Genomic DNA, 10972 nt, shown 5'->3' on the forward strand with positions numbered 1-10972 from the left:
TGCCGTGGGGGGAGAGCCGATCGACCCCGAGAGGCTGCGCGCGCGACCGACCGCGACCACGTGCGTCGAGCACGCGGTCCCGTGAGCGGGAACGCCGCTCAGCGCGCGGTCCGGTCGAGCACGCCGCGCAGGTAGGCCGCCTGGCCCGCGTGCTCGAACGCGTCGCCGAGGACGCTCACGAGACGGACGCCGAGCGTCACGGGCGGGTTCCAGCTCTCGTCGACCACGACGTCCAGGTCGTCGTCGGCGAGGCGCTCGACGTACGCGAGCGACGCCGCCGTGGCGTCCGCCAGGTAGCCGAGCAGGAGCTCCGCGGGCGCGACCACCTGCGCCACCTCGTCGGACGTGTGCCCGTACCCGATCGCCGAGTCGTCGAACGGGAGCGCGAACCGCGTGGACCACTCGCGCGACGTCCACACCTGCTCCGTGCCGGCCAGTGGCGCGATCTGCCCGTCCTGCTCGCGCGCGATGTGCCACGCGAGCCACGCGAGCGTGTTCGCGTCCGGGTCGAGCCGCCGGGTCAGGGCCGTGTCGTCGGCGCCCTCGACCGCACGTCGCACCAGTCCCTCGATCCGCCCGAACCCGTCCGCCAGGACGTCCTTCGCCTGCATGGCACCTCCCCTGTCGTGGGTCGCACCCACGCTAGGCCGCCAGCGCCGCGCCTGCCGGACGGACCGTCGGCAGGGCCGAGGAGAAGTACTTCTACTTTTCTAGCAGTACTTCTATCTTTCTGGAAGTACTGCTCGTAGCCTGGAAGCATGGACTTCGGAGATCCCCTCGCGGTGGTCGTGCCGGGCGTGCACGGCAAGGTACTCGCCGTCCTCGCCCGCTCCGGGTTGCCGCTGACCGGGAAGCGCGCCGCCGAGCTGGCGGATGTGTCGATCGAGCGGACCCGCCAAGTGCTCCACCGGCTGGTCGACTCGGGTCTCATCGAGTCGCAGCGCGCCGGACAGGCAGTCCTGTTCGAGATCAACCGCGCGCACCTCCTGTGGCCGGCCGTCCAAGCGCTCGTCACAGCCGCCGATCAGGTCGTCTGGGCCGTGAAGCGGCGCATCAGCGCGACGATCGACGAGATCCTCGACTCGCAGGACTCTCCACGGGTCACGGCCGCCTTGTTCGGGTCGATTGCCCGGGGTGACTCGCAACCGGACAGCGACATCGACGTGCTCCTCATCACGCCCGATGAGTTCAGCGACGAGCAGATCGAGGTCCTGGTCGCCGAGGTCATCCGTGACGTCGAGGCCGCTACCGGCAATGACTGCAACACCTTCCAGATCAGCCGGACGAGGTTCGACGAGCTCGTCCGCCAACCGGACCCGATGGTCGCGTCTCTGACAAAGGACGCCGCTGTCTTCCGCGGTCCAGACTTCCGCCGACGCTTGAGGGGGGCGCCATGGGACGAACCAGGAACACCACCGCTCGGGACAACCGCGAGCGAGCCGCGACGGCACGAGAGCACTACCAGGTAGCGCAGGAGCGGCTCGAGATGGCGCCCGACGGTGCGTCGTCCGCGGCTCAGGTCGCCGCTTCGAGCGCCGTGCTCGCCGCGATCGCAGCGTCTGACGCGACCTGTGGTCATGCGCTCGGGCAGCACTCGACCGAGCAGGACCATCGTGCTGCGGGGAGGCTGCTCGAAGAGACCGGTCCCGGAGGACAAGCCCTCGCGCGCAAGTCACGCGCCTCGCATCCGACAAGACGAACCTGACCTACGGCGGCTGGTGTACGAAGGCCGAGGCGGCTCGTGCCGTGAAGGACGCCGGCGCGTTCATCGACGAACTCGACAGGCTCTCGCTCTCGATGTCGGATCCAGCCCGGACCAGGAACGGCCCCGCGCCGCGTTCACGCAGCTGACCATCGGCACCACCAAGGACTACGAACCCCGAACACGCAAACAGGCCGGACCCTGAGGGTCCGGCCTGGTGCCGATGTCCTGAGACATCACAACGGCGGAGGATGGGGGATTCGAACCCCCGAGGGCTTGCACCCAACACGCTTTCCAAGCGTGCGCCATAGGCCACTAGGCGAATCCTCCAGTGCTGCCGTCCGGGCGACCCGACCGACTGCGGGTAGGAGTCTAGCCGAGGAACAGGGGTGTCCTGGCCGCGTCCCGAGGCGCCGGCCTAGGGACGCCGTCCGCGTCCCGACCGGCGGACCGGCTGGGCTATTCTTGGCGCAGACCCCTCGTGCGGCGTCATCTCGCTGAACTCCCCCAGGGCCGGAAGGCAGCAAGGGCAGGTGAGCTCTGGCGGGTGCACGGGGGGTCCTTGCGTGCCCGAGGTGCCGGGACGTCACAGCTAGACGCGCAGCACGGGCGGCTTGAGGGCGGCGACGATCGCGTCCCACTCGGGCCCTGAGGGCGCCGCGCCCTCGGTAGCCGTGAAGTAGTGCTCGAGGAACGCGCGCAGCGGCGCGGTCGGCACGAGCCAGGTCCCGTCGACCTCGACGCCCGCGAGCCGGTCGCCTGAGGCGCACAGCGCGAGCAGGAGCAGGTCGGGCACACGGCGTCCGCCGGGGTGCATCGCGGGCTGGGCGTAGGGGACGGGGATCACGCGCGCGCCGTGCCGCTGGTAGAACCGCAGCCGCGCGGCCGGGTCGCCGTGGGCGTCGGAACCCGTGTGGGCGGCGGGGTCCTCGACCTCGGCGACGACGAGCCACGGGTCGAGCTCGGTGCGCCAGGTGTCGATCGCGTGGTCGAGCAGCAGGCTGCCGACGCCGCCGCCGCGCCGCCCCGGGGCGATGGCCAGGTAGGCGAGCAGCAGGATCCCGGTCTCGGGAGACCACTCGGCGATCGCGGTGCCGCGCACGCCCTCGTCGTCCCGTGCGACGACGACGTGCAGCGTCCCGCTCTCGAGCATGGCCTCGAGCCGGGGCAGGTCGACGAGCTCGTCGTCGGGGAAGGAGGGGCGCAGCACCTGCTCGTGGACCTCGGCGAGGTCCTGCGGGCTCGTCGTCGGCTTGATGTGCACGTCAGGCTCCGCGCAGCGCGAGGCGGGTGAAGGTCTGGGCGGCGCCGGCCTCGCGCTTGAGCCGCCGCACGAGGGAGTCGAGCGACGCGGGGTCGCTGACGAACGCGTGCAGGAGATAGTCGTAGGAACCGGTCACGTGCACGGCGTCACGCACCTGCGGGAAGCTCGCCGCGAGCGCCGCGGTGAACGCCTCGTTCGTCGTCCGTTCCGCCAGACGCACCTCGATGAACACCTCGAGCCCCGCCGACGAGGGTGCCGCGGTCTGCCCGCGCACGACCGTGAAGCCCGCGATCACCCCGTCCGCCAGGAGGAGCCGGACGCGCGCCGCGGCGGCGTTGGCGGAGAGCCCGACGCGGGCGCCCAGCTCGCGGTAGGGGAGCCGTCCGTCGGCCGTGAGCTCGCGGAGGATGGCCTCGTCGATGGCGTCCATGCCGACGATTGTCACAGCAGACTGCGCATCGCGCGCCGCATATCGCCCATCGCCCGCGGAAGTCGCGGCGTGACCGCGGATCTGGGTGCGAGGGCTGCGGTCGAGGCCGGGGGATCGGCGACGATGCAGCCATGCTCGCCACGTCCCCGGTCCTGTCCGCTGCCGCGCTCGGCGTCGTCGCGGGGCTGTCCGTGGCCGTGCCGGTCGGTCCGGTGGCCGTGCTGATCGTGCGCGAAGGGCTCGTGCGCGGGCGGCGTGCGGGGGTCGCCGCCGCTGCCGGGGTCGCGACCGTCGACCTCACCTACGCGATGCTCGCGGTGCTGCTCGGCGCGCAGGTCAGCCGGTTGCTCGAGGGGTGGGAGCAGTGGCTGCGCGTGGGCGGGGCGGTCGTGCTCGCGCTCGTCGGGATCGTCGGACTGCTGCGGTGGTGGCGTGCGCGGGGGACCGGCGGGCCGGACGCGCTCGCGGCGGGTCCCGACGAGCCCGCGGGGAGCTCGGTGCGCGCGGCGCGGGTGTGGGGCAGGTTCGTCGTCATCACGCTGCTCAACCCGGCCACCGCCCTGATCTTCGCGACCGTGGCCGTGGGGCTCGCGGGGCGGCTGGTCGCGGGGCCGGGGGCGCTCGTCGCGTTCGCGATCGGCGCCGGCGCGGCCTCGCTCGCGTGGCAGTGCGTGCTCGGGCTCGCGGGGGCGTGGGCCGGGGGACGGCTCGGCGCGCGGTGGCAGGAGTGGTCCGCGCCGATCGGGTCGGGGCTCGTGGTGCTGCTCGCCGCGTGGGTGGCCGTCGCCTGACCGCCGCGACCGTCGCGACCGTCGCGCGGTCCCGCCCGCGGACGTCCGGGTGTGCACGAGCGGCCACGGCTGTCAGTGAGGGCGTCTAGGGTTCGGGGGGTGACGACTGCGCTGTACCGCCGCTACCGGCCGGAGACGTTCGCCGAGGTGATCGGTCAGGACCACGTCACCGCGCCGCTTCGGCAGGCGCTGCGGACCGGCCAGGTCAACCACGCCTACCTGTTCTCGGGACCCCGCGGGTGCGGCAAGACGACGAGCGCGCGCATCCTCGCGCGCATCCTCAACTGCGCGCAGAACACCGAGGCCAGCCCCACCGACACCCCGTGCGGGACGTGCCCGTCCTGCGTGGAGCTCGCCCGGGGCGGGCCGGGGAGCCTGGACGTCGTCGAGATCGACGCGGCGAGCCACGGTGGTGTCGACGACGCGCGTGAGCTGCGCGAGCGCGCCACGTTCGCGCCGGCGCGCGACCGGTTCAAGATCTTCATCCTCGACGAGGCGCACATGGTCTCGAACCAGGGCTTCAACGCCCTGCTGAAGATCGTCGAGGAGCCGCCGCCGCACGTGAAGTTCGTGTTCGCGACGACCGAGCCGGACAAGGTCATCGGCACCATCCGCTCGCGCACGCACCACTACCCGTTCCGCCTGGTGCCGCCGGACGTGCTGCTGCCCTACCTCGAGCAGCTCTGCGAGGCCGAGCGCGTGCCGGTCGGCGGCGGCGTGCTGCCGCTCGTCGTGCGGGCCGGCGGCGGGTCGGTGCGTGACACGCTGTCGGTGCTCGACCAGCTGATCGCGGGCTCCGACGCGTCCGGGATCGAGTACGGCGGTGCGGCCGCGCTGCTCGGCTACACGCAGGCCTCGCTGCTCGACGACCTGGTCGACGCGATCGCCGCGGGCGACGGAGGTGCCGCGTTCCGCGTCGTCGAGCGTGTGATCTCGACCGGGCACGAGCCGCGCCGCTTCGTCGAGGACCTGCTCGAGCGCCTGCGCGACCTCATCGTCATCGACGCCGCGGGCGACGCGGCGGGCGCCGCCCTGCGCGGCCTGCCCGAGGACCAGCTCGCCACGATGCGCGTGCAGTCCGCACGGCTCGGATCCGCGGAGCTGTCGCGGTCCGCGGACCTGGCGAACGCCGCGCTGACCGAGATGACCGGCGCCACGTCGCCGCGCCTGCACCTCGAGCTCCTCATGGCCCGCCTCCTGCTGCCCGCCGCAGACGACGAGCGCACCGGGCTGGCCGCGCGGCTCGACCGGCTCGAGCGCGGACTGCCCGCCACCGCCCACCCCGGCCCGTCGCAGCCCGCTCCCCGTGGCGAGTCCCCGCGGCCCGCTGCTCGCGACGAGGACGACGCTCCGGCCGCTCCCGCGCCCCGGCTCGCGCCCGGCGCTCGGCCGGCTGATGCGGTGCGGGCAGCGCTCGCCGCGAGCCGATCGGGCGCGCGCCCGGACGACGTCCGTCCCACCGCACCGCCGGCCCCGGTGCCCGCGGCCGATGCTGCACCCAGTTCCGCGGCAGTGTCCGCCCCGGCAACTGCGCCCGTGGTCGCCGACGATCGCGCTGGTGCCCCTGGTGCTGGCACCGGGTCGCCCGCCCCTTCCGGCGCCGTCCCGGACGAGCCGCTCGCGGAGCCGGCGCCGTTCGAGCACCCCTCCGACGAGCGCGTGACGGACGAGCCCGAGCCCACCGACACACCGGCCGAGAGTGCGCCCGCCGCACCCGCTTCTGCTCAGCCCGCTGCCGCCGAGCGTGCGGGTGGCGAGGCTGCTGGCGACGATGAACCTGCTGACGTCGACGTCGCGGGTGCGGAGCCTGAGCCGGATGGGGCAGTGGCGTCTGGCGACGCGGATGACGAGGCCGATGCCGGGTCGGTCGCGGACGTGCCGTTCGAGCCTGTGCCGTCGGCCGTGAGCGGCGAGACCGAGGTGCTGCGTCGCCGCTGGCCCGAGGTGCTCGAGACGGTCAAGTCGCTGCGCCGCGTCACGGGCGCGCTCGTCGACCCCAACAACGCGCAGGTCGCCGAGCTCGACGCGACCACGCTCCGCCTGGCGTTCACGACGCCCGAGCTCGCGAACACGTTCCGCAACGGGCCGCACGCCGAGGTCGTGGCGCGTGCCGTGCACGAGACGCTGGGCTTCGACGTGCGCGTCGAGGCGAGCGCCGGAGACGTGCGCGCAGGGTCGGCGCCGAGCGGGCGCGGTGCTGCCTCGTCGCAGCGTCCGTCGGGGCGGCAGTCCGGCGGGTCGAGCACCGGCCGCGCTCCGCAGGCACGTCCGGGCGAAGTCGAGAGTCGAGCATCGAACGACGAGCAGGGTGCTGACGATGCGGAGCCCCACCGGGCACCGAGCACTGCGAACGACCAGACCGGACCCGGCCAGTCGTTCGACGCTGCCCCGGAGCGCCACGACGCCCAGGACGAGCACCACGGCTGGGAGCCGCCCGACGAGCCCGAGGATCCGTGGGCGACCGCCCCGCCTGACGCCGCCTCTGCGACGTCCGGTCCGTCTGCTCCCTCGTCGTCGCCGAGCCGGTCAGCCGCGGAGTCTGATCGACCGACACCGACACCGACACCGACGCCGTCGCCCGACCCCGCCCGCCGCGTGCCGGCCGGGGCGAGCTCGTCGGAGACTCCCGCTGTCGAGGAGGCGCCAGCGGTCCCGGGCGTGATCTCGGCGGCCGACGCTGCCGCGTCCTGGGACCTGCCGGCGCGTCCGGCGCCCACGCGGGGCGCCGCTCCGGTCGCCGCGCAGTCGACCCCCGACCGGGTCGCGGCGCCGAGCGCGGGGTCCACCGCGCTCGCAGCGGCGCAGGCCCGAGCGAGCCAGGCAGCGCGCACCGGAACCGGTGCAGGTGCCGAGTCCGCGGTGGCGCGCGCCCAGCGGCTCGCCGCGGCCGCTCCGCAGCGCCCGGCCCCCGGCCCCCGCGCAGCAGCCCCGCCCCCCGAGCACGACCCGTACGACGACCTGTCGCCCGACGACCCGGACGTCGCGTCCTCGGGGCTCGTCGGCGCACCGCTCGTCGCACAGATCCTCGGCGGCACGGTGATCGACGAGCAGATCGACGACGGACGATCCTGACTCTCAGCGTGTCCGGTGGCGAGGCGCGGTGGTACCCGTGGGGGGCTCCGCGCGGCACGTGGGGGTGTGGGGGTGGCAGCACGTAGGCTGGCGGGGTGTATGAAGGCGCGGTCCAGGACCTGATCGACGAGCTCGGGCGACTGCCCGGAGTCGGTCCCAAGAGCGCCCAGCGCATCGCGTTCCACCTGCTCTCGGCGGACCCGGCCGACGTGCGCCGGCTCGCGGACGCGCTGACGGAGGTCAAGCTCCGCGTCCGGTTCTGCGACACGTGCGGCAACGTGGCGCAGGAGGAGGAGTGCCGGATCTGCCGTGACCCGCGCCGGCTGCCCACCACGATCTGCGTGGTCGAGGAGGCCAAGGACGTCGTCGCGATCGAGCGCACGCGCGAGTTCCGCGGGAAGTACCACGTGCTCGGCGGCGCGATCAACCCGATCGCAGGCGTCGGACCGGACGACCTGCGCATCGCCCAGCTCATGCGTCGCCTCGCCGACGGCACGGTCACCGAGGTCATCCTCGCGACCGACCCGAACGTCGAGGGTGAGGCGACCGCGACGTACCTGGCGCGGCTCCTGCTGCCCATGGGGCTGACGGTGAGCCGCCTGGCCTCGGGCCTGCCGGTGGGCGGGGACCTGGAGTACGCCGACGAGGTCACGCTCGGTCGCGCGTTCGAGGGCCGCCGTCGGCTGTCCGCCTGATCCTGGTCTCGCCCGACCGCCCGGGCCCGCGACCTGGACAATCACGGCCCACCGGCCGGTCGCGGATGACATGAGCACCGTGGTCGCGGACGATGGGCGCATGGCACGCAACCCGGCAGCCCGCCCGCCCGACGACGACCTGCGCTCGATCGCCGACTCCATGGCGGAACAGTCGCGCGCGTACCTGACCACCGTGACGGAGGTGGCCGCGGGGGCGAACCCGGAGGCCGCGCTCCCGTTGCTGCTTCTCGCGGTCTCGGACCTGCTCGCGGAGGGCGCGCGGCTGGGCGCGACGACGGACGTCGTGCCCGCGGAGCGCTTCGAGCCGGACGTCGGCCCGGACCCGGACGTCGAGCCGCTGCGGGCGGGGCTCGCGAACGCGTTCGAGGGGATCGACGAGTACGCCGAGGTCATCGACCCGCTGCTCGGTGCGGAGGTCGGCTCGGCGACGGTGTCGGGTGACCTGGTCGCGATCGCGGGGGCGCTCGCGCAGGGGCTGCGGCACCACGAGCGCGGCGGCGTGCTCGAGGCGCTGTGGTGGTGGCAGTTCTCGTACCTGTCCGACTGGGGCGAGCGCGCGTCGAGCACGCTGCGCACGATCCAGGTGATCCTCGCGCACCTGCGCCTGGACGTCGCCGACGACGTCGCGACCGAGGCGGAGTACGACGCACTGCAGCCGTGAGACGACTGAGCCCGGCCCGCACGGACGCGGGCCGGGCTCAGCGCACGAGGTCAGGCGACGCGCGTGCCCCGCGGCAGCGTGCGCTGCGGGACCGACAGCCGCCGGACCGCGACGACGTACCCCGCGGCGCCGAGCAGGACGTTGAGCCCCAGCCCCCACGGCCACACCGGGTCGTCGCTGCGTGCCGCCTCGAACTCGTCGTCGTCGGCCCAGCACTCGTCGACCTGGCCGTTCGCGCCCGCGCGCACCTGACGCACGACGTCCCGGAGCCCGCCCAGCGCGTCGCTGCTCGAGGAGTCGACGTCGCCCGTGCCCGCGCCGTCGGCCACGATGACGAACGGGTTGACCGCGAGCAGCCCCCACGTGAGCTCGGTGTGGGCGATCGGGCGCTCCTCCTCGGTCCAGACGCACTGGACGGCGGTGTCCCCGTTCCAGGACGACGGCATCCCGTAGACGCGCACGGTCTCGTGGGACGACACCGCCGAGTACGTGAGGCCGAACATCAGCGGCGCGATGAACGTGACGGCCGCGACGACGATGAACGTGAGCACGGTCGAGCCGGCGGTCCGGGACACGAGCGCCGACATCCCCAGCCCGATCGCGCACACCGCGACCAGCAGCACCGCGATGAGCAGCACGACCCGAAGGAGCGACCACCACGGAGTCGGGCCTGCGGCCGTCGCCATCGCCAGGAACGGCACGCTCAGCACCAGGAACGCGCACGAGGCGGCCCAGGCGGCGAGCAGCTTGCCGAGCGCGATCTCGGCCGGTGACAGGAGCGTGACCTGCAACGTCGCGAGCGTGCCGGCGTTGCGGTCACCGTTGACGGACGTCGAGCTGAGCGTCGGCGTGACGAGCAGGCCGAGCCCGAGCACCAGGAACGTCACGGCGGCGAACAGCAACGGTCCGCGGCCCGAGTTGTCGGACTCGACGTCGTCGATGCCGCCGAACAGGGCGTCGAGCGCGCCGAACATCAGCAAGGTGATCGCACCGACCACCACGGTCCAGACGACGAGCGCGACGATCCAGCGCGTCGAGCGCACGCGCTGCCGCAGCTCGAGCGCCGCGACCGTGCGCACGCCGTGCCAGCTCAGGGCCCACCGGCCCCGGACCTTCGGCGCTGGGGTCGTGCTCGCGCCCTCGGGGGCGGGGACCTCGATCGTCTGCGTCATCGCCGCTCCTCCTCGAGTGCCAGGTAGGCGCGCTCCAGCGCACCCGATGCGGGTGCGAGCGAGACCAGCGGGACGCCCGCGGCCACCGCCTCGCGCACGAGGCGCGCGGCGCCCTCGTCGCCGTCGATCGTCAGCAGCACGCCGCCCGGCTGCTCGCGGGGCGGGGCGTGCAGGTCCTGCTCGTCGTCGGCCTGCCAGGTCGCACCCACGGACGTGAGCCAGGACGTGAGCGCCGCGTACGACATCGCCCGCACGTGCCAGGTCGAGCGGTCGGTCGCCGCGAGCGCCGCGCCGCCGATCTCGCTCGTCCCGGCCGTGCGCCCGCGCGAGACGAACACGACGTCGTCGGCCATCTCCTCGAGCTCGGACAGGATGTGGCTCGAGACGAGCACCGTGCGGCCCTCGTCGGCGAGGCGCCGCAGCAGGATCCGCAGGTCCACGCGGGAGCGCGGGTCCAGCCCCGACGCGGGCTCGTCGAGGAGCAGCACCTGCGGGTCGTGGACCAGAGCGCGGGCCAGGCCCAGGCGCTGCTTCTGCCCGCGCGAGAGCACGGAGGCCGGGCGGTCGGCGTACTCGGTCAGGTGCACGGTCGCGAGGAGCTCGGTCACCCGGCTGCGCGCCCGGGCCGCGTCGATCCGGTACGCGGCGGCGAACGTCTGGAGCACCTCGCGGGCGGTCAGTGAGTCCCACGTGCCGAACGCGTCGGGCATCCAGCCGGTGCGGGCGCGCGCGGACGGCCCCTGCGTCACGGGATCGAACCCGCCGACGCGGACCTCGCCGGAGTCGGGGACCAGCAGACCGGCGAGCACCAGCAGGAGCGTGGTCTTGCCGGAGCCGTTGGGTCCGACGAGCGCGGTGACGGCACCCGCGCGGGCGGACAGGGTCGCGCCGTCGAGCGCCTGCACCGACCCGAACGAGCGCCGAAGGTCCCGCACGACGATCCCCGGCGGTGGCGGCGGTGAGGAGGCGGGCGGCGGTGCCGGCGCCGGTGTGGTCTCGGTCATGGCGACGACGCTAGAGGTGCGCGCCGCCTGCGGCGTCGGTCCGCGGGTGGACATCCGGGCGAGTGCCTGCCACCCGAGGAGGACCCACACCCGCACGACGACCCGCCGACCCAGCGTCTGCTCCGGCTGTGCTCCCGACTACCCGGAGCAGCCGCTGCCT

General features: G+C 74.0%; 11 protein-coding genes, 1 tRNA gene and 1 other RNA gene. 7 read left to right on the forward strand and 6 right to left on the reverse strand.

Annotation, left to right across the window (positions count from 1 at the left end; genetic code table 11):
* Positions 1-4 precede the first annotated feature (4 nt).
* Complete coding sequence (locus tag CGE01nite_RS17580) at positions 5-85, forward strand: TraR/DksA C4-type zinc finger protein (protein ID WP_141371709.1); 81 nt, start codon at positions 5-7, stop codon at positions 83-85.
* Between the two features lie 13 nt (positions 86-98).
* Here CGE01nite_RS17580 and CGE01nite_RS16075 read toward each other — a convergent pair whose 3' ends face one another.
* The gene (locus CGE01nite_RS16075; protein ID WP_141371703.1) at positions 99-611 is read right to left on the reverse strand and encodes a mycothiol transferase; all 513 of its coding nucleotides are present in this window, start codon (positions 609-611) and stop codon (positions 99-101) included.
* Positions 612-758: 147 nt separating this feature from the next.
* On the opposite strand from CGE01nite_RS16075, the gene CGE01nite_RS16080 reads away from it, so the two are divergent.
* A complete protein-coding gene (locus CGE01nite_RS16080; RefSeq protein ID WP_141371704.1) occupies positions 759-1469 on the forward strand; it encodes a nucleotidyltransferase domain-containing protein in 711 nt (236 codons plus the stop codon).
* Between the two features lie 478 nt (positions 1470-1947).
* Here the strand turns inward: CGE01nite_RS16080 and CGE01nite_RS16085 are convergent.
* Positions 1948-2032, reverse strand: a tRNA-Ser gene (locus tag CGE01nite_RS16085).
* 140 nt (positions 2033-2172) lie between these two features.
* On the opposite strand from CGE01nite_RS16085, the gene ffs reads away from it, so the two are divergent.
* An RNA gene (gene ffs / locus CGE01nite_RS16090) (signal recognition particle sRNA small type) lies at positions 2173-2269 on the forward strand.
* A gap of 25 nt (positions 2270-2294) precedes the next feature.
* On the opposite strand, the gene CGE01nite_RS16095 is transcribed toward ffs, so the two are convergent.
* Both CGE01nite_RS16095 and CGE01nite_RS16100 read right to left on the reverse strand, forming a co-directional pair.
* On the reverse strand, positions 2295-2966 hold the full coding sequence (locus CGE01nite_RS16095; RefSeq protein WP_141371705.1) for a GNAT family N-acetyltransferase: 672 nt from the start codon (positions 2964-2966) through the stop codon (positions 2295-2297).
* Between the two features lies 1 nt (position 2967).
* Positions 2968-3396: an Lrp/AsnC family transcriptional regulator gene (locus tag CGE01nite_RS16100; protein ID WP_141371706.1), complete on the reverse strand. Its 429-nt coding sequence runs from the start codon at positions 3394-3396 to the stop codon at positions 2968-2970.
* A gap of 131 nt (positions 3397-3527) precedes the next feature.
* Here CGE01nite_RS16100 and CGE01nite_RS16105 point away from each other — a divergent pair, with 131 nt between their 5' ends.
* The 4 genes from CGE01nite_RS16105 (at position 3528) to CGE01nite_RS16120 (ending at position 8636) form a co-directional block, all read left to right on the forward strand.
* Complete coding sequence (locus CGE01nite_RS16105) at positions 3528-4187, forward strand: LysE family transporter (RefSeq protein WP_048343670.1); 660 nt, start codon at positions 3528-3530, stop codon at positions 4185-4187.
* 99 nt (positions 4188-4286) lie between these two features.
* Complete coding sequence (locus CGE01nite_RS16110) at positions 4287-7259, forward strand: DNA polymerase III subunit gamma and tau (RefSeq protein ID WP_141371707.1); 2973 nt, start codon at positions 4287-4289, stop codon at positions 7257-7259.
* 95 nt (positions 7260-7354) lie between these two features.
* Positions 7355-7954, forward strand: a complete 600-nt coding sequence (gene recR / locus CGE01nite_RS16115) for a recombination mediator RecR (protein ID WP_048342761.1) — start codon at positions 7355-7357, stop codon at positions 7952-7954.
* 100 nt (positions 7955-8054) lie between these two features.
* Complete coding sequence (locus tag CGE01nite_RS16120) at positions 8055-8636, forward strand: DUF5063 domain-containing protein (RefSeq protein WP_048342760.1); 582 nt, start codon at positions 8055-8057, stop codon at positions 8634-8636.
* Positions 8637-8686: 50 nt separating this feature from the next.
* Here the strand turns inward: CGE01nite_RS16120 and CGE01nite_RS16125 are convergent, their stop codons facing one another.
* Together CGE01nite_RS16125 and CGE01nite_RS16130 are read right to left on the reverse strand one after the other, a co-directional pair.
* The gene (locus CGE01nite_RS16125) at positions 8687-9808 is read right to left on the reverse strand and encodes an ABC transporter permease (RefSeq protein ID WP_141371708.1); all 1122 of its coding nucleotides are present in this window, start codon (positions 9806-9808) and stop codon (positions 8687-8689) included.
* Entirely contained in the window at positions 9805-10812 is a 1008-nt protein-coding gene (locus CGE01nite_RS16130; protein WP_048342764.1) for an ABC transporter ATP-binding protein, read from the reverse strand. Before CGE01nite_RS16130 ends, CGE01nite_RS16125 begins: the two co-directional genes overlap by 4 nt.
* Positions 10813-10972: the final 160 nt, after the last annotated feature.

Source organism: Cellulomonas gelida, assembly GCF_006538725.1.
In the GTDB taxonomy this organism is placed as follows: Bacteria; Actinomycetota; Actinomycetes; order Actinomycetales; family Cellulomonadaceae; genus Cellulomonas; species Cellulomonas gelida.